Source organism: uncultured Chloroflexus sp., from assembly GCF_937129525.1.
Lineage (GTDB): Bacteria > Chloroflexota > Chloroflexia > Chloroflexales > Chloroflexaceae > Chloroflexus.
This window is the reverse complement of sequence record NZ_CAKZNK010000037.1, coordinates 25,098-47,847: the sequence shown is the minus strand read 5'-3', so window position 1 is coordinate 47,847 and position 22,750 is coordinate 25,098. Positions and strand designations below refer to the sequence as shown.

At 57.7% G+C, this 22,750-nt stretch carries 16 protein-coding genes; 9 read left to right on the top strand and 7 right to left on the bottom strand.

The genetic code is table 11. The annotated features are described in order from the left end of the window. Positions 1-113 precede the first annotated feature (113 nt). Entirely contained in the window at positions 114-1,403 is a 1,290-nt protein-coding gene (gene hutI / locus Q0650_RS03620; RefSeq protein WP_298816010.1) for an imidazolonepropionase, read from the top strand. 76 nt (positions 1,404-1,479) lie between these two features. Next, positions 1,480-3,075 (top strand): histidine ammonia-lyase, encoded by a 1,596-nt coding sequence (gene hutH / locus Q0650_RS03615; RefSeq protein ID WP_298816052.1) that lies wholly within the window; start codon positions 1,480-1,482, stop codon positions 3,073-3,075. 144 nt (positions 3,076-3,219) lie between these two features. Here hutH and Q0650_RS03610 read toward each other — a convergent pair whose 3' ends face one another. Genes Q0650_RS03610 through Q0650_RS03600 form a run of 3 tightly spaced genes read right to left on the bottom strand, consistent with a single transcriptional unit; the run spans position 3,220 to position 7,889 of the window. Then, a complete protein-coding gene (locus Q0650_RS03610; protein WP_298816007.1) occupies positions 3,220-4,296 on the bottom strand; it encodes an aminopeptidase in 1,077 nt (358 codons plus the stop codon). A 31-nt stretch (positions 4,297-4,327) separates the two neighbouring features. After that, on the bottom strand, positions 4,328-6,829 hold the full coding sequence (locus tag Q0650_RS03605; RefSeq protein ID WP_298816005.1) for a U32 family peptidase: 2,502 nt from the start codon (positions 6,827-6,829) through the stop codon (positions 4,328-4,330). A 58-nt stretch (positions 6,830-6,887) separates the two neighbouring features. Next, the gene (locus Q0650_RS03600; RefSeq protein ID WP_298816004.1) at positions 6,888-7,889 is read right to left on the bottom strand and encodes a radical SAM protein; all 1,002 of its coding nucleotides are present in this window, start codon (positions 7,887-7,889) and stop codon (positions 6,888-6,890) included. A gap of 150 nt (positions 7,890-8,039) precedes the next feature. On the opposite strand from Q0650_RS03600, the gene lepB reads away from it, so the two are divergent. From lepB to Q0650_RS03575, 5 genes are all read left to right on the top strand, one after another. Continuing rightward, positions 8,040-8,750, top strand: a complete 711-nt coding sequence (lepB, locus tag Q0650_RS03595; protein ID WP_298816003.1) for a signal peptidase I — start codon at positions 8,040-8,042, stop codon at positions 8,748-8,750. A gap of 15 nt (positions 8,751-8,765) precedes the next feature. Then, positions 8,766-9,905 carry a glycosyltransferase family 1 protein gene (locus tag Q0650_RS03590; protein WP_298816001.1) on the top strand — a complete coding sequence of 380 codons (1,140 nt, stop codon included), beginning with the start codon at positions 8,766-8,768 and terminating at the stop codon, positions 9,903-9,905. 80 nt (positions 9,906-9,985) lie between these two features. Further along, positions 9,986-10,171: a twin-arginine translocase TatA/TatE family subunit gene (gene tatA, locus Q0650_RS03585; protein WP_298815999.1), complete on the top strand. Its 186-nt coding sequence runs from the start codon at positions 9,986-9,988 to the stop codon at positions 10,169-10,171. A 279-nt stretch (positions 10,172-10,450) separates the two neighbouring features. Then, positions 10,451-11,770 carry a GTPase ObgE gene (gene obgE / locus Q0650_RS03580; RefSeq protein ID WP_298815997.1) on the top strand — a complete coding sequence of 440 codons (1,320 nt, stop codon included), beginning with the start codon at positions 10,451-10,453 and terminating at the stop codon, positions 11,768-11,770. Next, positions 11,767-13,239, top strand: coding sequence for a S10 family peptidase (locus tag Q0650_RS03575; RefSeq protein WP_298815995.1), 1,473 nt, complete (start codon positions 11,767-11,769; stop codon positions 13,237-13,239). The genes obgE and Q0650_RS03575 overlap by 4 nt, the downstream gene beginning before the upstream one ends. A gap of 12 nt (positions 13,240-13,251) precedes the next feature. Here the strand turns inward: Q0650_RS03575 and Q0650_RS03570 are convergent, their stop codons facing one another. After that, entirely contained in the window at positions 13,252-14,367 is a 1,116-nt protein-coding gene (locus tag Q0650_RS03570; protein WP_298815993.1) for a hypothetical protein, read from the bottom strand. A gap of 380 nt (positions 14,368-14,747) precedes the next feature. Between Q0650_RS03570 and Q0650_RS03565 the strand changes: the two genes are divergently transcribed. After that, positions 14,748-15,566: an alpha/beta fold hydrolase gene (locus Q0650_RS03565; protein ID WP_298815991.1), complete on the top strand. Its 819-nt coding sequence runs from the start codon at positions 14,748-14,750 to the stop codon at positions 15,564-15,566. 96 nt (positions 15,567-15,662) lie between these two features. Here Q0650_RS03565 and Q0650_RS03560 read toward each other — a convergent pair whose 3' ends face one another. Continuing rightward, positions 15,663-16,616 carry a tyrosine-type recombinase/integrase gene (locus Q0650_RS03560; protein WP_298815989.1) on the bottom strand — a complete coding sequence of 318 codons (954 nt, stop codon included), beginning with the start codon at positions 16,614-16,616 and terminating at the stop codon, positions 15,663-15,665. Positions 16,617-17,218: 602 nt separating this feature from the next. On the opposite strand from Q0650_RS03560, the gene Q0650_RS03555 reads away from it, so the two are divergent. After that, on the top strand, positions 17,219-19,522 hold the full coding sequence (locus Q0650_RS03555) for an RNA-binding domain-containing protein (protein WP_298815987.1): 2,304 nt from the start codon (positions 17,219-17,221) through the stop codon (positions 19,520-19,522). A 147-nt stretch (positions 19,523-19,669) separates the two neighbouring features. On the opposite strand, the gene Q0650_RS03550 is transcribed toward Q0650_RS03555, so the two are convergent. After that, a complete protein-coding gene (locus tag Q0650_RS03550; protein WP_298815985.1) occupies positions 19,670-20,464 on the bottom strand; it encodes a class I SAM-dependent methyltransferase in 795 nt (264 codons plus the stop codon). A gap of 220 nt (positions 20,465-20,684) precedes the next feature. After that, positions 20,685-22,583, bottom strand: coding sequence for an ABC-F family ATP-binding cassette domain-containing protein (locus tag Q0650_RS03545; RefSeq protein WP_298815983.1), 1,899 nt, complete (start codon positions 22,581-22,583; stop codon positions 20,685-20,687). Positions 22,584-22,750: the final 167 nt, after the last annotated feature.

Genomic DNA, 22,750 nt, shown 5'->3' with positions numbered 1-22,750 from the left:
TGAGACCCGGCTAACGGATCGTTGTTTCCGGCGACCAATCTTGTGTCTCTGCCCAGAGAGAACCAATCGCTTTGTCCTGTGATAGCCCGGCGTTTCCACACAGGAGCATGCTTATGGAGCCGTGCGATCTGCTTATCCATTCTGCCGCGCAGGTGGTGACCTGCGCCGGCCCTCCCGGCCCGCGCCGTGGCGCTGCGCTGCGCGAGCTGGCTATGATCACCAATGGCGCGGTTGCCATCCGTGATACAACCATCATTGCCGTTGGCGCAAGCGATGAGTTGCGTCGTCGTTTTCATCCGATACATGAGATTGATGCTCGCGGGCGCGCTCTTTGCCCCGGCCTCATCGATTGCCATACCCATATCGTCTATGCCGGTGACCGGGTGGCGGAATTTGAACAGCGGTGTGCCGGCGCAACGTATCAGGAGATTATGGCTGCCGGCGGCGGAATCCTGCGCACAATGCAGTTGACCAGATCGGCTACGACCATGAAGCTGGTAGCGGAAACGTTGCCGCGGTTGCGTCAGATGCTCCAACTCGGTACCACAACCGCCGAGGTTAAAACCGGTTACGGTCTCGAACGCGATGCCGAGCTACGTCAGCTCGCGGCAATCGCTTTGCTGAGCGGCGCTCAACCGATTGAACTGGTGCCGACCTTTTTGCCGGCCCATGCCGTGCCGCCGGAATTCAGCGGTCGCGCTAGTGAATACATCGATCTGGTCGTGACAGAAATGCTCCCGCTTGCCCATGAGTGGTATCGGAAATCCTCGTTTGCCGCTCGTGACATTCCGCTGTTTGTAGATGTCTTTTGCGAACGCGGCGCGTTCGATGTTGCCCAGAGTCGGCGGGTGCTGACCGCAGCGCGCGATTTCGGCCTACCGCGCAAAGCCCACGTTGACGAGTTTGTGGCGTTGGGTGGATTGGAGATGGCGCTTGAGCTGGGGGCCACCTCGGTCGATCATCTTGATGTGACTGCTGCTCCGGCGTTCGCGACGCTGGCTAACAGCTCAACCATCGCCGTCTTGCTGCCGCTCGTTTCGCTCAATCTGGGACTCATCCACTTTGCTGCCGCGCGTCAGATGATCGATGCTGGCGTCGCGGTCGCGCTCAGTACTGATGCCAATCCTGGTTCGGCTCCCTCTGTATCGCTGCCGCTGACGATGGCGATTGCCTGCCGTTACATGGGTATGTTACCGGCTGAAGCACTGATTGCTACAACGGTGAATGCTGCGCATGCTATCGGCTTGGGCGGGCGAGTGGGATCTTTGATGCCGGGTATGCAGGCCGATCTGCTGGTGTTGACGACCGGCGATTATCGCTGGTTAATGTACGAGTTGGGTGGTATGCCGGTTGAGCAAGTGATCAAGCGTGGGCGCGTGGTTTGGGATAAGCCAAATGGATAATGCCAGCGAGATAACCGCATGGTGGTCATACCCTGTCTTTGTGGGTGGCGAATAGATCAAGAGGTAGGGCTTTGTGATGGGTAATCACAATAACTTCGCTGAAATGACCGAAATCGTTCTTGACGGCGCGAGCCTGACTATCGAACAGGTACTGGCGGTTGCTTACGGTCAACCCGGCGCGCCGCAGGTGCGCCTGGCGCCGGTAGCGCGGGCGCGGGTGGCGCGAGCGGCACAGGCAGTGCAAGACTTGTTGGCGCGCGGGGTGGTGGCTTACGGCATCACCACCGGCTTCGGCGCATTTAAGGATCGCGTCATTGTGCCTGAACAAGTTGAACGGTTGCAATATAACATCCTGGTCAGCCATGCAGTTGGTGTTGGACCCGTCTTCGATCGACCCACGACGCGGGCCATTATGTTGATTCGGGCCAATACGCTGGCCCGCGGTCATTCGGGGGTTCGGCTGGAAACCCTTGATCGCTTGATCGAGATGCTCAACGCCGGCGTCCATCCGCGCATCCCCAGCAAAGGATCGTTGGGGGCGAGTGGCGATCTGGCGCCACTTGCTCATATGGCATTGCCACTCATCGGATTGGGTGAAGTGGAATGGCTGGGTGAGGTGATGCCGGCGGCGACTGCCTTGACAAAGCTCGGCTGGCAACCGCTGGAACTGGCCGCCAAGGAGGGTTTGGCGCTGACCAACGGCACGGCAGTGATGTGCGCACTCGGCGTGCTCGAAACCGCGCGGGCCGAAATGCTCAGCGCTACCGCCGATATTGCCGGCTGTTTGAGTCTCGAAGCGCTCTACGGCACACCGGCAGCTTTCGATCCGCGTCTGCACGAACTGCGGCCCTTCCCCCGCCAGATCGAATGCGCGGCACATTTGCGCAGTTTGCTGGCCGGGAGCGAGTTTGTCCGCAACAACGATCCGCGTCACGTGCAAGATGCCTACACCTTGCGCTGCATTCCGCAAGTGCATGGAGCCGCGCGCGATGCAATTGCCTATGCAAGGTGGGTGTTTGAGATCGAATTGAATGCGGTGACCGACAATCCGCTCATCTTCATCGACGATGACGGCAATGTCGAAGTGCTCTCTGGCGGTAATTTTCACGGTGAGCCGCTCGCCATCGCGCTCGATTACCTCGGGCTGGCAGTGACCGAGCTGGGCAACATCGCCGAGCGACGATTGATGCGCTTGACCGACGAAGCTTCAAACACGCATGTTTTGCCGGCCTTTCTCACCAGAGCCGGTGGCCTCAATTCGGGGTTCATGATCGTGCAGTACACCGCTGCTGCGCTGGCAACCGAAAATAAAGTGCTGGCCCATCCGGCCAGCGTTGATAATATTCCGACTTCGGCCAATGTCGAAGATCACGTCAGCATGGGAATGACTGCCGGCTTAAAATTGCGGAGCATTCTCGACAATGTCAGCCAGATTCTAGCGCTCGAGCTTTTTGCTGCGGCGCAGGGTATCGATTTTCGCCGACAAACCCTGGGTGCGCAGGCCAGGCTTGGACGTGGTACCGGGCCGGTGTACGACCTGATCCGGCAGCACGTGCCGTTTATCGCCGAAGATACGATGCTCCACCCCTACATCACCGTAATTAGTGAACTGGTTGCGCAAGGCCGGATTGCCGCTGCGGCGCAGACAGGTAGTGTCGCCGGGTCATCATAACATTGGCCTGTCGCAATATCTCGCGCTACAACGATCAGGGGCAACGAACTTCGTTGCCCCTGAGTGCCGGCATCTATGTGGGCCAATTGCCGACCGTTACATCCCGCATCCCGGCGGCTAATGGTCTCTGTACGTCTATATTCTTTACACTACAAGCTGTCCGTGTTCTAAAATCACTTGTTCATCGGCCCGCAGGCTGGCCGCTGTGGTAGTGAAGTCGATAGTGAGAGGATGAGCAATGGCGCCACCGGGATACCGGCGTTCTCCCATCCCGATAAAGAGTGCGCCCTGGACGTGTTTGTCAACCATTGTCCAGCCGATTGACTGGCGCAGATACGGATTGAGACCGATCCCAATCACACCGATCCGGCGTGGTTCACCGCTCTGTTGATCGAGCAGGGCAGCGAGTTGTTCGCCACCGCTGGCGGCTTCAATCTGCGTCACTCGACCATTGCGAAAGTGGAAGTGAGCGGCGCGGGCAGGGCCGGCTACCGGTAGAAAGAGATCGCCTTCGACACTCTCTGCGCTAATGGTCGTGTACAGTGATCCTGCCGGCAGGTTGGTCACGATGGCGCCATTGTGATCTGCCGTTCCCTCAATTCGACCCACATCGCGCACCCATGGCTGCGCGTGGAGTTGCGCGCGCAGTTCGTAGCCGGGTCCGCTGGTGATGGTGAGCGCGCGAGCGTTGCTCAGTGCCGCTATCACACGCTCACATTTGGTAACGAGTTGCGCAGGTTTGGCGAGCAATGCCGGCATCACGCGCAGTTCCAGTTCTTCGTGACTGATGCCCAATTGGGCCGCTTTGCCAATCGTGGGAATGGCCGCAATCGCCTGGGGAATGCGACGCTCTTCACGCAACGCGGCAAGGCGGTTGCAGGCAGCAGCAAAGGTTTGCAATGCTTCAGGCGCGACTCGACTCAGGTCTGGTTGCGCCCCGATCAGGGTTAGCGAACGATCAACCTGTTGCAACCACACTTCACGCCGACGGTCACGCTCGGCTAGCAGTTCTGGCGTGGTCGTTGCCAGGAGCCGTTCGACATGCGGAGCGGGCAAAATATGCGCAAGCGGTTCAGCGCCGATGCTCTCTAAAGCCAGCAAAACAGCGTGAAGCAACCGTTGATTACCCGCCTCGTCGCGCACTTCGATCAGTTCACCGCGTTGCGCGCCGAGCGCATCAACCAGCCGCGTTGCCAGTTGATCCCACAGACTCTCGGCCATAGATCCATCTCCTGTTAACCGACCAGTATCGTTACATCAACGGAATGTACTGGTAATTTGGCGGCACGAAAAAGCTGCCCTCTGTCACGCCTTGCGGTGCGCTTTGGCGCCAGCGTCGTCCTAACTCTGTGGCGTCGATCTGGTTGTGCAGATAGGCGCGGAATGCTTCCGTCACTGCTGTGATCTGCGCTCCAGATTCGTGAACGAATTCGAGCCGGAAATGGGTGATACTGGCAGCGCGCCAGCGGTCAAGGTATTTGCTGGCCTCTTGCGCTTCAGCGCCAAACACCGTATTGCGGCAACCCACATCGGCGATCACCGGATGAGCGCGACCTTGAGCATCGCGCAAGGCAACCCGATGGCGTTCGCACGGACGGCCACAGTCTTTGTAGCTGGTTCCTTTCGACAGGAAGCGGCAGAAGACGCAATGTTCGGTGTGAAAGACCGGGAGATGATGATAGGCGATCGCTTCTAACCGACTGCCGCCAATGCGTTCGGCGAGATGCGCGATCTGGTCGGCATTGAGATCGTGGGTCAATGTCAACCGACGCAAACCAAGCTTTAGCAAAAGATCGGCGGTAAGCAGATTGGCTGCGTTGAGACTGAAATCGCCGGTCAGTTCAACGTCTGGATCGTCACGCAATCGTTCGAGCAGGCCGGTTGAGCGTACCAGCAGCGGGGCATTGAGTTTGCGTAGGAAGCGCGCGACCCGCTCGTCTTCTGGTTTGAGAACTCTTGGAGCGGCGATCCGGACAGCGATACCGGCAGCTTGAACCTGAGCCAGCGCCGGCTTTAACCCTTCGAGGTCAAGATAGTCGAGTGTGATACTATCAGGGCGCAACGCAATCGCCGCCTCGAGCTGGTCAGGCGAGCGGATCAGCAGATGTAACGCCGTGATGGTCGATGGCGTCGGTGGCGCCACAGCAGCGAGCATATCGGCGAGTACGTGCGCCGGATCGTGGATCGTACCCGGCGGCGGTTGTCCCTGTTTTTCGGCCAGAGCCGATGTTGCCTGGCGGCGCAACTGATTGAGCAGCGAGACCGGCACAAATGGGTTGCCTTCGATCACTGCGGTCAATTCATCTAACCGGTAAGGAGTGTCACCAAGCCGTCCCAACTGGTCGCGCAACGTTGCTTCATCGAGCGGGCGATTTTGGGCTGTGGTCAACGGTTCCGGGCTATACACCGTGATTGTCACGTCGGGCCGGTCGATCAGTGTCCAGCGCAATTGCAACGGCAAACCGGCGCGAGCAATTGCCTCTACCCGCACCGACTGACGCCTGACCGGCGCCGCCGGTTGCACAAATGGGCGCGCAATCCGTTCAGTTTGTGGGTCGCTGGTGCGCCAGAGGAGATCGCCAACGCGAATCCGCCGCGGGTTGATCACACCGCGGGCAAAGGTCATCACCAGCAAGCCATTACCTGCCGGTTCAACGGTGAAGATCCGACCACCCTCTTCCGGTTCTTCCGGACTACGCCAGTCGGCGGCATCAAACACCACGCCATCGCCGGGCTTCAGCGGCGCCGCTTCCCGGCCCGGTTCCGGCGCAATCACAATCGCATGGGGCAGCACCCGGACAACCCGACCCATCAGCAGGCCGCGATGACGCGGCGCGCGCCCTTCAACCACCGTCTGATGATTGGTACCGCGCAAGAAGTGCGGCCCTAGCCCGCGTGAATAGACCTGTTCGAGATGCAACCGGTCGGCGACTGTCAAATCAGGCGGCAAACCGGCCCAGGCGGCATCAAGCGCGCGCCGATAGGCGTTGGTCGCAATGGCGACATATTCGGCATCTTTGTAGCGACCTTCAATCTTTAGCGCACTCACCCCAAGATGGGCAATTTGGGTCAAGTCATCGATGGCGGCCAGATCGCCAGGCGAGAGCAGGTAACGAGCCGCGCCAAGCGGATGGTGGCGTCCATCAACAATCAAGTCGTAAGGCAACCGACAGGCTTGTGCGCACTGACCGCGGTTAGCGCTGCGCCCGCCCCATGCCTCGGACGAGAAACACTGTCCTGAATAAGAGACGCAGAGGGCGCCGTGGACGAAAATCTCCAGTTCGATTGGGCTGCGAGCGCGGATTGCGGCGACTTCGGCCAGCGACAATTCGCGCGCCAGCACCACGCGCGATACGCCATAACGGGCGGCCAGCGCAACTCCTTCGGCGCTGGTAATACTCATCTGCGTGCTGCCGTGGATCGGCAAATCGGGCGCAATGCGGTGAGCCAGAGCTGCCACACCCAGATCCTGCACGATAATGGCGTCAGCCCCGGCAGCGGCAATCTCGGCGAGTGCCGTCGCTGCCGCGCGCAATTCGTGATCGAACACCAGCGTGTTGAAGGTGACATATCCCTTCACGCCACGGCGGTGCAACGTCTTCATCACCTCAGGCAACTCAGCGAGGGTAAAACCAACCTTGGCGCGAGCGGTGAAGTGTGTCAGGCCAAAGTAGACTGCGTCAGCGCCAGCTTCAATGGCGGCATGGAGTTGCGGCCAATAGCCGGCTGGACTCATAATTTCAGGTTTACGCATGTTCGGTGTTTGTCCGGTCTAGGTCTGAATCATTAATGCCGCAAATATGCGACAGCTATCATTCGCGATGCATCTTGAAAATCGACAGGTATAAATTCACCTTACTCCCGCAATTCGTGCAGCGATTGCCATCAAGCCCGACTCGCCGGCTCATACCGTGTTGGCGACTGATCAGGGTCGCCTGGCAAGTCGGACAACGGGTTGACTGGTTTGGTTCTGCGCCATAGATAAACTGCAAGCCGTTCTCGTGCCCAAGCCGGCGCGCTCGCATCGTTGACGCTGCCGTCTCGCTACCAGCATCGCCGGGCAATACGTGCCAGGGTGTCTCCTCTCCCAGGGTCGTCTTGAGCCAGTTCACCAGTTCGCGCAGTTCTTCGGGATGATCGTTGACGCCATGATGAATGCGGGTAGTAACCTCAATATGGCATTTCCAGCGATGTTTCACCTCTTCGGCAAAGTGTAGAATCTGGTGCCAGTTACCGATCCCACCCAATCGCTGGTAGGCGTTATCGGAAAATCCGCGCAGATCAAGACTGACACCATTGAGATAGGGGCCGATTTCGTTAAGCGCTTCGCTGCTGAGCATTCCGCTGGTAATGATAGCCGTATACCGGCTGGCAGCCCGGCTAAGCTGGAACAGGGCCAGTAAATATTCAAAGTTAACAGCCGGTTCGCCGAACGCCCATACCACCCCGCGGCAGAGCCGTTCGAGGGCAAAGTCGGCGGCACGCTGCGGATCAAGGCGGCGTTGCTTAGCCGGATCGGTCGGCAACGCGCCGTAAGGCCCCCGTTGCTGATCGACCGGCAGCGCATAGCCCCAACCACCGATGGCCAGCACAGTGGTATCGGGAAAAAAGTGCCAGAGCCGGTGATCTTCGATAGGGCCGATCGCCGCGCCGCTGATCATTCCGTGATTGAGTAGCTCGATCCCATCGGCACGTCCAACGCGCATCTGGCAGCGCCCAACTTCACCCGCAGCAAGTGTGCAGTGCCACTGACATGCCATACACTGAAACTTGCCATCGGCAAGTGACTGTACGAGGGTGGCCAGCGATGACATATCTCAATATTCCTTCATCTCAACAGGCTGGCAATTTGCGATTCGTTCGAGTATAATGCCATTGGTTGCGGAGGGAAACCTTCCCTCCGCGCGCCATTCTTGTGACATATTCTACCCTGTAGTGTAGCATAGAGCGGGCTAGATTGTGCTATGAACGATAGTCCTCTACCGTCAGATCAGACGACCATCCCATCGACATCAGAGCGGTTGCGGCAGCCGCGCGCTCCGCTACGCTATGTTGTGCGTGAATTGCTGGAAACAGCCATTTTCATTCTGCTTGTGTTCTTGATTGTGCGCGGTGTAGTGCAAAATTTCAAAATTGAAGGCTCTAGCATGGAGCCAACGCTCCATACCGGTCAGTACATTCTGGTCAATAAGCTGATCTATTTTCATTTCGATCTGAACGCGCCGTTACGCTTGCTCCCCGGCCAGTCTGATCTACCGCCGCGCGTGGTCTATCCCTTTCGCCCTCCGCAACGTGGTGACATTATTGTCTTCGAATATCCGCGCGATGTTCGTAAGGATTATATCAAGCGCGTGATCGGTTTACCGGGCGATGTGATCGAGATTCGCGAAGGCAAGGTGTATGTCAACGATGAGTTGCTTGACGAACCCTACCTGCGTGGTTCGTTCACTTACTGTCTGAGCGGCTATCCGTGCGCGCAGGGGCCGGTAACAGTGCCGCCCGGTTCGATCTTCGTCATGGGTGATAACCGCGGTAACAGCTCCGATTCGCGCGAGTGGGATGCGCTGCCGCTCGATCGGGTGGTCGGGCAGGCCTGGCTAATCTATTTTCCGCTGAGCGATTGGGGGTTGGTGCCGCACCATGACTATGATACAGTCACCGCTGCCCAGCCTTGAAGAATTGTTAGTGTTATGCGCATTGCTATCAACGCCCATCTCCTCGCTCATACCCGGTCGTTCCGCCGAGCCGGGGTGTCGCATTATATCGAACAAGTCTTGATTCACCTGGCCCAGATCGATCATCGCAATCATTACACGATCTACACTACACGCGGTCTCGATCAGTCTGCGCTCGGTCTGCCGGCCAATTTTGTGGTCAAGCCGTCGCGCTTGCCAACAATCAATCCGCGCATCCGCATTCCCTGGGAACAGGGTATTGCCCCTCTGCTTCTGCGCGGCAAGGCCGATCTCTACCATGGCTGTCTCAACGTGGCGCCGTTGCTTAGCCCGGTGCCGACGGTTATCACTATTCACGATCTCGCCTTTATTCGCTTTCCTCAGACCTTTCGCGCTTACAACCGCATCTATCTCGATCTGGCTACCCGTCTCAGCGCGCGCCGCGCTGACCGGATTTTGGTCGTTTCTGAGCATACCAAACGCGAGGTTGTGGGTTTGCTCGGCGTGCCGACTGAACGGGTTGTGGTGACCCCGAATGCGGCTCGTCATCACTTCCGTCCTCCTGCGTCAACCGCAATTGCGCAGTTGCGCGCCCGTCATGGCCTGCCCGAGCAGTTCCTCCTCTACGTTGGCACTCTCGAACCGCGCAAGAATTTGACTACCCTGCTCGAAGCATTTGCGCTGGTCAGCGCTCGTGTCCCGGATGTGCCATTGCTGATCGGTGGCGGTAAGGGATGGATGTATCAGCCCATCTTTGCCCGCCTCGATCAGTTGAATTTGCGTGATCGGGTGAAGTTTGTCGGTTATATCGACGAAGAGGAATTGCCCCTGTGGTACGCGGCTGCTACCGTCTTTGTCTTTCCGTCGATTTACGAAGGTTTCGGGATGCCGCCGCTAGAAGCAATGGCCTGCGGCACGCCGGTCATTACCTCAAATACCTCGAGCCTGCCAGAAGTGGTTGGCGATGCCGGTTTGATGGTCTCACCCGCCGATCAGCAAGCGCTGGCCGAAGCTATCTATCGCGTGTTGACCGATGCCGACCTGCGCGCCGATCTGCGCCAGCGCGGTCTGGCGCGCGCCCGTCAGTTCTCCTGGGCTGACACAGCCGCCCGGACGCTGGAGGCTTATCAGGCAGTTGGTGGCGCCCGGCGTTGACACACCCCTACACTGGGGTATAATGAACAGGGAATGCGCATCGCTGGTGCGCGTCAGTTGCGCGAAAAAGGAGTATCGGTATGATGGGTCTTGGTTGGGGTGAGCTGCTCGTCATTCTCGTCATCGTGATTGCCATCTTCGGCGCCGGCAAGCTGGCCGGTCTGGGCGGCGCGCTCGGTAGCAGCATTCGCGAATTCCGCAAGGCAGTTCGTGGTGATGACGAGTCGCGCAACGATACAAAGACTGAGGGTGAGACGAAAGCGTAGTTCTGCATTATTCATCCTCAGGCGTCATGACGCAATGTTGACCGATCGATAGCAATGATTACACCTGATCGGTTGGATGCATGCGTGACGCCGACTCTGTTCGCGCAGGCGCCAGCAGGCAGGTTTCAGATTCGCTAATACGGTGGTCGTTGTTGTCGCCTGTCCTGGATTCTGAGCGTTCAACCGTATCTGAGATGCAATAGCACTCTATCGCCGATTCACAACATATTTTGGGAAAGGGACGGGGGCGTGTGATGATGCGCCCCTCTGCTGTTTGCTATGGCAACCGAAACCGATTTCTACGATCAGGCAACGATTGTGGTGCGCTCTGGCACCGGTGGCAACGGCGCCGCCACCTTTCGCCGCGAGAAGTATGTGCCCCGCGGTGGACCAAATGGTGGCGATGGTGGGCGCGGCGGCCACGTCTACATTGTCGCCGATCCTGAGTACAACACCCTGCTCCATTTTCGCTATCAGCGTAAGTTTGTGGCCGAAAACGGCGGTCACGGTGGCAAAAATGCGATGCATGGTCGCAATGGCGCCGATATTTATGTGCCGGTGCCACCCGGCACAGTCGTGCGCGCAACGATTAACGGCGTGACCTACAGCGTCGATCTTGCCCGTCCCGGTCAACGTTTGCTGGCAGTGCGCGGCGGTCGTGGTGGATTGGGCAATATCCATTTCGCTACGCCAACTCGTCAGGCTCCTCGCCTGGCTGAATTGGGTGAACCCGGTCAGGAATTGACTCTTGAACTGGAATTGAAGTTGCTGGCCGATGTGGGGCTGGTTGGGTTTCCCAACGCCGGTAAATCGACCCTGCTCTCCGTGATCAGCGCTGCTCGACCTAAGATTGCTGCGTATCCGTTTACCACGCTGACCCCCAATCTCGGTATCGTCGAAGTTGGGTTGCAGCGGTTTGTGGTCGCCGATATTCCCGGTCTGATCGAAGGCGCTCACGCTGGCGTCGGCCTTGGTCACGGTTTTTTGCGTCATGTAGAGCGCACCCGTTTGCTGATTCACATCATCGATGCTGCCGGGGTTGATGGTCGCAACCCGCTCGATGATTACGAGCAGATCAATACTGAGCTGCGCCTCTACCAGCCCGAACTGGCCCAGCGCAAACAGGTGGTGGCGCTCAATAAAGCCGATCTGCCCGCTGCTCAGGAGCGTCTGCCGGTGTTGCTCAAGCGCTTACCGGTCGCGCCAGAAGACCTGTTTGTCATCTCTGCCGCGACCCGCGCCGGTATCGAACCGCTCCTGCAGCGGGTGGCCGAGCTGTTGCGCGCCGATCCACCGCCGCAGCGCGAGCCGGTCGATCCCGATGAGCCACCACTTGAATGGCCGTTGCCGCCAGTTGATGAGAATGCCTTTACCATCGAGCGCGAAGGCGATGCGTTCCGGGTGCGTGGCGTCAAGATCGAACGCTTGATCGCGATGAGCAATCTCGAACAAGATGAAGCGCTCGATCGCATTCAGCGTGTCCTTGAGGCTAGCGGGATTAACGAAGCCTTGATCGCTGCCGGTGTTCAGGATGGCGATACGGTGCGGATTGGCCGCGCCGAATTGGTGTGGGATGATAGCGGAAGATACATTGCATGACAACAACAAACCCTCCCTCTAATCCGCCAGCGCCGCCGGTCGATCAGATCGTGCAGTCTCAGCACACGGTGATGATCAACGGGGCCGAGATCAGATATACCGCAACTGCTGGCGTGATTATCATGAAGGAAGAGGCCGAGAAGGATGGGGTTAGCGCTGGCGAGCAGGCGCGAGCCGGGATCTTCTTCGTCGCCTATACCCGCGATGACGTGACCGACCTCAGTCGGCGTCCAATTACGTTCGCCTTCAACGGTGGCCCTGGTTCATCGTCGGTCTGGTTGCATCTCGGCCTGTTCGGTCCGCAGCGTGTGTTGATGACTGTAGAGGGGTGGCCGTTGTCGCCACCCGGTCGGATCGTGCCAAACCAGTATTCACTGCTCGATGTGAGCGATCTGGTCTTCATCGATCCGGTAAGCACTGGCTACAGCCGCGCCGTTGCCGGCGAGTCACCCAAACAGTTTCACGACTTTCGTAAGGATATTGAGTCAGTCGGAGATTTTATCCGGCTCTACACCAGCCGGTATGGGCGCTGGCTATCACCAAAGTACCTGGCCGGTGAAAGCTACGGCACTACGCGCGCTGCCGGTCTGGCCGGCTACCTCCAGGAGCGGCACGGCCTGTACCTCAATGGTCTCATGCTCATTTCGGCAGTGCTGCATTTTCAGACTCTCTCCTTCGATCACGGCAATGATCTGCCGTACATGCTCTTTTTACCATCGTACACGGCGACCGCATTCTATCATCGGCGACTCGAACCAGAACTGCAACGCGACCTGAATGCCACCTTGCGCGCTGTCGAGTCGTTCGCGCTTGGTGATTATGCGCTGGCGTTGCTGCAAGGTGACCAGCTTGATCCGGCTACGTTTGACTACATTGCAACCCAACTGGCGCGCTACACCGGTCTTAGCCGCGACTATGTTACGCGATCGCGGTTGCGTATTCGCGATGACCGGTTCGTAAAGGAATTGCTGCGTGACCAGCAGCGTACCGTTGGCCGCCTGGACAGTCGCTTTACCGGCAGTGACCGCGATGCAGTGGGAGAAGTGGTTGAATTCGATCCGAGCCTGGCTGCGATTACCGGCCCGTACACGGCTGCGCTCAATCATTACGCGCGCGAGCAGTTGGGCTTTTGCAGCGATCTGCCCTACGAAATTCTTACCGAACGGGTGTGGCCGTGGAGTTTCAACGACCATCAGAACCGGTACGTCGATGTTGCCGAAACATTGCGGCGGGCAATGCACCGCAATCCTGGATTGCGCGTCCATGTTGCCAGTGGGTATTACGATCTGGCGACTCCCTACTTCGCCACTCGCTATACGCTTAATCATCTCGCCCTTGATCCGGCGCTTCGCGCTCAGATCGGTGAAAGCTTCTATCCAGCCGGCCATATGATGTACATTCACGAACCGTCGCTGGCTGCGCTTAAGTCAGTTCTGGCTGATTTTGTGCTTGCTGAGAGCAGGGAGTGAGATTGTCTGGCGCTACCCTTCCCCGGCGTTGTGTGGCAGCCGATGCAATGCCGGGGTACGTGTTGCGCGCATGTGCAGGTAAAACTCTTTGCCAAGACAACCGATAATCGCTAAAAACACATAATGCTTGCAGAGAATGCTGATTATTTCAACCAAACCTACCGGGAGATGCCATCTGAGAATGCCGATATTGCTGGCTATCAACAGGCAGGTTACCAATGAGTATCGCGGTAAAGGTTGTTGAATGTCCAGAATATACGGAAGACAAAAAATCAAAAAAATGAGGCGATAATCCCAGTTTAACGTGGTTAGATATGTGCCCGCAAAGATTGCTCCCCCGGCCAGGAAGAGAGTTGTCTTCTGCTCGCGTTGTGGTGACGGTTGAATGTGCGTGTTGCGCGTGAAAAGCAAACAGACTGGCAAAGATGCAATCAGTCCAAGACCGACAGCGATTGGCTCTAGTTCATTGCCGACCTGAGCCGTTATCCATCTGAACAGATTGGCGATCCCATAGGAAAGAACGCCTTCGGCAGTGTTGCCGCGCCAGATGAACTGCAATTCAGGCTGGATGCCGATGAAATAGACCACTGCAATGGTCATTCCGCCCAGAAGCTGGCGTGGGTGTTTGATCAGGCTCAGAAAGGCAAACATGGGGTAGAGTTTCAGAACGGTGCTTATCAGCAGCACACCTGATCGCACCAAAACCGCCGGCAGGGTCAACCCAACGCTTAACAGGGCAAAAACGATAATATCGTTATTGCCGCGCTCGACTGCCAGTAATGATGCGCCAGAGAAGAGTGCCGCGATCATGAGGAAGCGTGGAAACGTTTTGAGCAAGAAGATACACGCTGTTAGATAGGCCACAATTGTGGAAAACACAAAGATCAGGAAGTGAACTTCGTTGTCGAACTGAAGATGTCGGGCAATGACGAGCCAGAGAGACGGATAATTCATCGCTCGTTGCCAGGGATCGCCGGGATTGGCTTGTTGGGGATTGTATCCCTGTTCGACGCTCAGCAATGCGCCCTGAATGGTGCGCATATCGGCGAACACTGGCGATAGGGTTGGGATGTGCAATACCTTCCAGGTGAGTTCCCAGCCGAAGCTGATGATCGCGATGCCGATCATCAACCATCCTGTGGTGAAGGTGGCGAGGAGAAGTTTTGTTTTGGCCGGCGATCGCATGTCTTCGCAGAGGCTGGCATTCATTGTTGAGCGACCAATTGGTGGGCCGTTACGTCATATTGTACCGCATACGGTACAGAGTACAGGCCCACCTTTGCGATTGCCGGTCGCAGTTTGGCGCCTGTTGTCAGAGCAGAGGGTAGCAGCGCGCAGATAATGGCTACTGGCGGGTGCGTGTACTCGCCTGTCTCGCGCGCGCCAGCCACATATGCCGAGTAGCAGCACGCAGGTAATGGCTACCGGCGGGTGGGTGTAACTGTCCGTCCGGGTCATTCTGACGCAATGGATACGCTTGCAGGTAATCGCTAATCTCAGGAGGAGTGATGATGAACGATCCATGCCAGATCACCGCTCGCCGCGATTTTGTGCAACTGGCACACGGACGAGTCAGCTTGTTAGAGTGGCCCGCCGCTGGCCGCACTGTCTTGCTCTGCCACGGCATTACCAGCAGCGCCGCCACCCTTTGGCGCCTCGGCAGCGATCTGGCGGCTGAGGGGTGGCGCGTCATTGCGCTTGATCTACCCGGTCACGGCCAGAGTGATCTGAGTCCGGCCTATGACATTGATACTGTCGCCAACATTGTCGGCGATGTCATCCAGGCTCTGGGTCTGCCTGAACTGGTCATGATCGGTCATTCGTGGGGTGGCGCAACTACACTGGCGTTACTCAGTGGCGATCACCCGGCGCGTCATACCGTCCGGCAGGCAGTGTTACTCGATCCCCTGATCAAGCAGGAAACAGCGATTGCACCCTCGTTGCTGCCCCAGTTTAGCCGGGGAGTTGGGCAGTCTCCTGCTGAAACGTTGCCGATGCTGCGCGAAACCAATCCTGACTGGCATCCGTGCGACTATTACTGGAAAGCCCAGGCGCTGGCCGAATGCCGTTATGAGCAGGTTGCCGGTCTCTTCCTCTTGCCATACGATTGGACGTTAGCGCCGCGCATTGCGCGGGTGCAAGTGCCGCTGCTCATCTTGCTGGCCGAACCGGAATACACCATCGTCTCGCCGGCTGTTCAGGCGGAATTGCGGGCAATGGCGTCGCCAGAGCTGATGCGGATGCAGCTCATTCCCGGCACGAATCACAACATGCTTCGCGGGCCGGGCTACGAGCCAACCTATCAGGCATTGCGCGCGTTTCTCTAGCCGGTAATCGGCGGCTACGGTAGCTTATAGGGGCAACAAAAGGCGGCGCGCAAACGCCGCCAGATCAATCCGAACTCACCGGGCGCGGACGGGGCGCTACATAGCCTCGCGTCGGGGCGGTGTATGGAGGCTGGCCGGTCGTTCGGAGGCGTGGGTTCGATTGCGTACCAGTTCGGTGTAGCGGCGAGTTGAACGCGGATCGCGATGACCGAGAATGCGGCGCACCACCTGCTCTGGGTAAAAGGTAATCAATTCGGCGGCAGCGGTGTGGCGCAAATGGTGTAGGGTGTAGCGCGGTTGCGCGCGGCCTTCAACCGTATCCATCAAACGAGCCGCTTTACATACCGCTACCCAGCGCCGATGGAGCGTGTCGTATGACACCCGCGTGCCACGCGATGAACGGAAGAGTGGCGTTTCCGGGGGGCAATGCTCCATTTCCCGCACCCAACTGCGCAACCCGCGGAGCGAGCGCGGCATAGCGTCAGGAGTGAGGGCAATCATCCGCTTACTCCCGCTCTTGCTGTCGCGCACCAGCAGCATCTCGCGTCCTGGCTCAAGGATCACGTCGCCTAAATTCAGGTTCAAGACTTCATCGGTGCGAATCCCGATCTCGCGCAACAGCGTGAAGATCAGCCGATATGGCTGTGGCGCAGCGGCAATCGCCTGATCGAGCGCGCGCAGTTCCGTTTCGCTGGCAATCGGTTGTGGTCGGTGTTCGGTGGGGAAGCGGCCATTGATTCGATCGAGCGGGTTGTGGGTAATGTAGCCACGCGCCATCGCCCAGCGGAAAAAACGTCCCAAACTGGCAATTCGTCGGTTTGTGGTGCCCGGTTGCTCCCGCCGGCTGGCAAGAAATTGCTGGATGTCTTCAGTCGTGATTGTGGTGAGATCCTGGTTTAACACGGCTCCCGCTGTGCGTAGATCGCAGCGATAAGAGGTAATGGTGTTCTCGCTTAAACCATCTTCTTGCCTGAGATCGATCAGGAAGTGTTCTAATTCGCTGATGATTGTCCGCGCATGCTGCAGGCTGTATCCGCTCGCCTCTGACATAGGACTCTCCTCTCTCCTGCCGCGGTGGCTGCCTTCCCTACCCTGCGCTACCTTACCGAATACGTGCCAGCCGATACTGACAGTCGATACTTGATCGCAGAGGCATTGCATCTGCTTCACTGCGCTGTTGGGCAGGAATGGAGTTACGCCGGCATTGGGTTGAGCGCTGCTTGCATTATAGCAAATACTTTGACCTCATGCTAGTTCTAAAAATGAACTTTTTTGGCTTCAACTCAAATCGCTGCTAACCGATTTTGGCTGGTCAAGTCAGATGCAAATTACAGCATCAAATTGTTGGGATTATCTGACCGGGACACTGTCGCAAGGTTGCCTTCAGGCAAATTTCTCCCTGCCGTGATCGGCTGTTACCCCTGTAACAAGCAGTCGCGCCGCTAACCTGCGCGCACTGTGATCATCCCTACTCGAATCTGGTATACTATCTGTACAGGATAGCATTTACGCTCTGACCCTGCTCGTCAGGGTTTTTCGATAGCGAGAAAGGAGGCGGTTTTCTCCGTTTTATCACCAGAAGAGACGATGAAAAACAAAAAATACTCAAAAGTGTGGCGAAAAAAGTTCTGAATATCTAAGGTTTTTACGGTATGAATACAGAAGCGCGAAACGCGATGCGCTGGATCCGGATTGATTTGCACTTACACACGCCTGCCTCTGAGGATTACGCCGAACCAAACGTTTCTTACCTTGACATTCTTCAGGAAGCTGAGCGGCGCGGCCTTGAAATCATCGCTTTTACTGACCACAATACCGTTGCCGGTTATGAGCAGTTTCAGCGGGAGATCGAGTTTCTGGTTGCGCTGGAAAAGGCCGGACGGCTGACGAGTGAAGAAGAGGCCCGTTTGGCCGAGTATCGTCGCCTGCTTGAGAAAATAACCGTCTTGCCCGGCTTTGAGTTCACTTCGCATTTTGGCGCTCATATTCTCGGCATCTTTCCGCCTAATCGTCCGCTCAGCCTGATCGAAGCAACCTTGCTTCAGCTCGGTATTCCCGCCGAGTCGCTTAAAGGTGGTGTATGTAGCGTGGCGAATACCCGTCACGTGACTGAAGCCTACGAGATTATTCATCGTGCCGGTGGGATTGTCATTGCTGCTCATGCCAACGGTCCTAACGGTGTCATTACCGAAACGTTGCGCATGGGTACGAGTGGCCAGGCGCGGGTGGCTGTTACTCAAAGCCCCTATCTGCACGCGCTCGAGTTTATCAATTTCTACACTGACCACGAGAAGTTTACTTCACCTGGCTTCTACAATGGCAAGACCGAACACTACGAGCGGCGGATGTTTTGCATCCAGGGCAGCGATGCTCATCGCCTTCGCCGGTTGCCAGAAGGCGATGCCCAGGCCACTCACCGCCACGGGATCGGTGATCGCTACTTCGAGGCGTTGCTGCCTGACCGCAGCTTTGAAGCGCTGAAAGCGCTCTTCTCCAGCCAGGATTTTGACCGCGTGCGCGTGCCGAAGCGCGATCAAAAGCAGTGGTCACTCGATGTCGCTCGTTTCAGCGGTAGTACGGATCGCCAGGTATTGCGCGCCTTGGCCGAGCCTAATCAAGCGGTGACGCTCTGGCCCGATGTGGCAGCGCTGGCGAATATCGGTGGCGGGGTCTTGATCATTGGTTGTGATCCCGGTGGGAAGGTGGTCGGTATTGAACGGCCTGATCAGGTAACCGATACGTTGCGCCAGAGTGTGGCTGAACATGTCATCCCGGCACCCTACCTGTCATTTGAGTTGATGCATTACGAAGGCCGCGATGTGATCCGGGTCGAGGTGAAGGCAAATGATCCGCCTCCCTACGTTGGCAGCAATGGCGTGGTCTATCTCCGCCGCGACAGTGAAACGATTGTCGCTAACCGCAGCGAGATCATTCAGCTCTGCCGACAGGCCATTGCTGCCGGTGAGCCATCCCCGCTCGACAACGGCGAGACGCTCGAGCTGCCTCGCTCTGGGGTTGAAATCGTTAGCAGTCAGCGCCGTAGCGGTACCTGGGTCTACGAGGTGCGTGATTTGCGCACGACCGCAGGGGTGACGCGCGATCGCGCTCGGGGATTGTGGGCTTACGCCATCAGTCGCCACGAAGATTTGCGTGAGAGTCGGATCGATCTCCAGAGTCAGGTGCGCTGGCGTGGCCGATTGGGCCTCTGGCGCGCCTATCGTCAGGGGTCGCGCGTGAAGTACGATCTGGTGCATCGCGATCAGAATGGTGTGGTTGATCATGTCTTCTACGGTGTGAGCGATTGGGGGTTGGGGGAAGCCTGGACGAGCCTGCTGAGTGAAGCCGGCGCTCGTATCGAGACCGATACCGGCGATTTCGATCAGGAAGAGGTGAGTGTGCCGCCTTCCCCTGAGCCTGATACGTGGGCCGAACGTCGCATCCGCTGGCGCGGTCGCGGTGGTCTGGTGCGTATTTTCGTTGATAGTGATGGCCAGCCTCGCTTCGACCTGGTCATGAAAGATAAAGAAACGGGCGTTGTGCAGGAATATAATGGTGTCCCGCGTGACAAGCTCTCAGAGGCCTGGCTGGCCCTGATTCGGGTGCCGCGCCCCCGCACCGGTATCGAGGTGGTGAGTGCGACCCGTAACGAAGAGGGTGATTGGCTCTACATCTTCCGCAATCTGCGCACCGGCGATGTGAGCAGCGCCCCGTGGCGGCTGCAAGATATTGAGCCGGGCACAGTGCGCGAGTACGCGGCCCGGATGTTCCATCAGGATATGCCGTTCGATCAGGATAAGGTGCGCTGGTGGGGAAATATCGGCTATCTCCGTCCGATGCGCTCACAGGTCGATCTGGTCTACATTGATGAACAGGGTGTGACCCACATCTATTACGCTGCGCGCCGTGACGAGCTAACCGGCGAGTGGCGCGAATTGCTGCAACTGTTCGGTGAGTAGCCGGTTGTGCTGCCGGCAGGTCGGGTGATCTGCCTGCCGGTGGCCTTTCTCACTTCTCACTGCCGCCAACGCTGACCGGGTGGCTGGCAATAAAAGTCTTTTGTGGCCGCCTGACCACCCTAGGGCTGTGGCGCAGAGGTGAATAGTCTATTCCTCATCATCAGCGGAACGTTCGGCTACATACACGATCCGGGGTGCGTCAGATGCCGCCGCTTCCCCCTCCGGCGTGAGTCGGGCAATCAACCGTAGTCGGTTAGCTGTCAGTGCTGCCGCAATCTCCTCCTCGCTCCAGGGCCGTTCGCAATGCGTCTCTTCACCGCGCCACCAGCGGTTGCCCTGGCGTTGAAACCATACAAATCTGCCGTAGGCGCGCTGGCGGCTGTGATCAAAATGCAGCCGATTGACTACCAACAGGTCGCGTCCGTCAAAGATTACCTGATCGTACTCGTGCCATGCGGTGAAGCCGGCCAGTGTATTGAGGTCGAAGATGAACTGGCCGCCAGGACGTAGTAATTTGCCGACGGTTTGACAGACGGCGGCGAGGTCATGATCACTGGTAAGCTGATTGAGACTGTCGAACAGGCAGGTGCAGAGATCAAAACGCCCTGGTTGCAAGAGGGGAGTAGATGGTAGCGATCGGATGTCTGCGGTGATCCACGTTATTGCCAGTCCGCGCTGGGCTGCCTGTTCGCCGGCAATGGTCAGCATCGCTGGCGAGCGATCGACACCAACAACGTTGGCGCCGGCAGCCGCAAAGACAAGCGCCGCAGCGCCGGTGCCACATGCCAGGTCAAGTACCCATCGTGGTGGTTGTGGTTGGCGAGCCAGGATCAACCGCGCCAGATTTGCGCCAAAGGTTGCCTGTCCTGCCGCATGGTAGATCGGGGCGTAGGCCTGGTAGGTCAAGTCGCTCATCGGCGGCGTATCGGATCGAGATTGCATCCCGCTATCCATCATTGACAGTACCTGCCCGGATATTGAAACCTGTTGCGCCATCAGACTGTCGTCAATCCTTCTGTCTGATTGCTCTCAACCAGAAGAGATGTGAACGCATTACCTGAGATGGCAGTTTGCTGTGATTGCCGGTTGTTCCCCGGCAGGAGGATATTGCCGCTTGACCCGTCATCCGCTGCAACGACGAGTTGCCTGACACAGACCAGTGTCAGGCAGCCAGTTGTTCCCATTGGGCATACTTATCTGCCAGCAACTGCTCGAGTTCGGCATACTGAGCGCCGAGTGCTATCAGCCGGGCCACGTCGCGGGCCTGGCTGGCCGCATCAAGTTCCTGGCTCAACCGGGCCAGATCTTGTTCGAGCGCGGTTACTTCCGCCTCCAGCGCCGCCAGCCGACGTTGCCTGGCCCGTTCAGTATCATTGGCGTGGATCTGCTTTGCGGGTGTCGATTTGACTGCTGAAGTCTGCGGCGTGGCGACCGGTGGCGCGGCGCTTTGCGCTGCCATATACTCGCTGTAGTTGCCGATAAACTGCTTGATGCGCCCTTGCTCAACGATCCAGAGTTTGTCAGCCAGCGCATCAATGAAGTAGCGGTCGTGGGAAACAAACAGGATTGAACCGGTGTACTCTTTCAATACCGCTTCCAGCGCCTCGCGCGCATCGATATCGAGATGGTTGGTTGGTTCATCGAGCAAAAGTAAGTTACCGGGAAGTAGCGTCAGTTGAGCCAGCGCCACTCGCGAGCGTTCGCCACCACTGAGGTCTGCAATCCGCTTGAACACATCATCACCGGTAAAGAGAAAGCGCGCCAGCAAATTGCGCGCTGCGCCTTCACCGAGACTCGGCGCAACGCGCAATACCTCTTCCAGCACGGTATTGTTCCATACCAGCACATCGTGACCCTGGGCATAATAGCCGACCCGCACTTCATGACCGAGACGAACAATACCCTGCAATGGCGTCAATTGACCGATCAGCGCGCGCAGCAACGTTGTCTTGCCAGAGCCATTTGGCCCTAGCAAGCCGACCCGCTCGCCGCGTCTGATAGTCAGATCATCAGCGCGCAACAACGTTCGCCCTTCGCCATTTGGGCCACGGAAGCCGACTACCAGACCATCGAGCCTTAATACCAGCTCGCCCGACCGCAACTGACTATCGAGCGCGAGGCGCAGTTTAGCGGCTTCTTTAGGACGCTCGATCATCTGCTCACGCTTCAGGCGTTCTAACCGTTTCTCGCGCCCTTTAGCTTCTCGAGCGCGCTGGCCTGCCTTGTAGCGCCGAATAAACTCTTCGGTGCGGGCAATGAATGCCTGTTGCGCCTGATACTCCTTCAACCGGCGCTCAATCCGTTCGGCTTTCAGTGTCAGATATTTTTCATAACTACCGGGATAGTCTTCCAACCGATTGAAGCTGATCTCAAGGGTGCGTTTGGTCACCCGCTCGAGAAAATAGCGATCGTGTGAAACAACGATCAACGTGCCATCCCAGCCGCGCAAAAATTGTTCCAACCATTCGAGTGCCTCCATATCGAGATGGTTGGTTGGCTCATCGAGGAGCAGCAAATCGGGGTCACTTAGCAGCGCCGCAGCCAGTGCAGCCCGGGTCTTCTGCCCACCAGAGAACAGACTCATCCGCTGATGAAACTGATCAACTTGGAAGCCAAGACCATGCAGCGTGCGTTCGATGCGATGCTCGATCTCATAGCCACCGGCATGCTCGAAGCGGGCGCTGAGTTCGCCATAACGCTCCATCACGGCTTCCCAGTCTTGGGCTGCAGTATCGGCCAGCCGCGCTTCGAGTTCAATCAGCTCGCTGCGCCATTGATTGATCTCGGCCAGTGCCGCCTCCATCTCTTGCCAGAGGGTGCGCTCGCCGCTGAAGCGAGCCTCCTGGGCCAGATAGGCCATGCGTGTGCCGCGCGCGAGGCTGATGCTGCCGCTGTCGGGCTTTTCCAGGCCGGCGATAATCCGCAGAAGCGTGCTTTTGCCGGCCCCATTCATCCCGACAATCGCCACCTTTTCGCCGCGCCCGATCTGAAAGCTCACCTCCTGAAAGATAAGTTCGGCGCCATAGTATTTACTGAGGTTTGTTGCGTTGAGTAGCGTCATGGTGCTGGTTGGGGGTTGGCAGCGCGGTTATCGTATCGGAATCTGCCGCTGTTTGTCTGCTTAGAAGTTATCACTACATATGATCAGCGCAAACCGTTTTGCTGTCAAATACCCTGCGCAAGTGTGTGCGCCGCAGGATGCGAAACTGGCCGTTGAGCGATGGAATA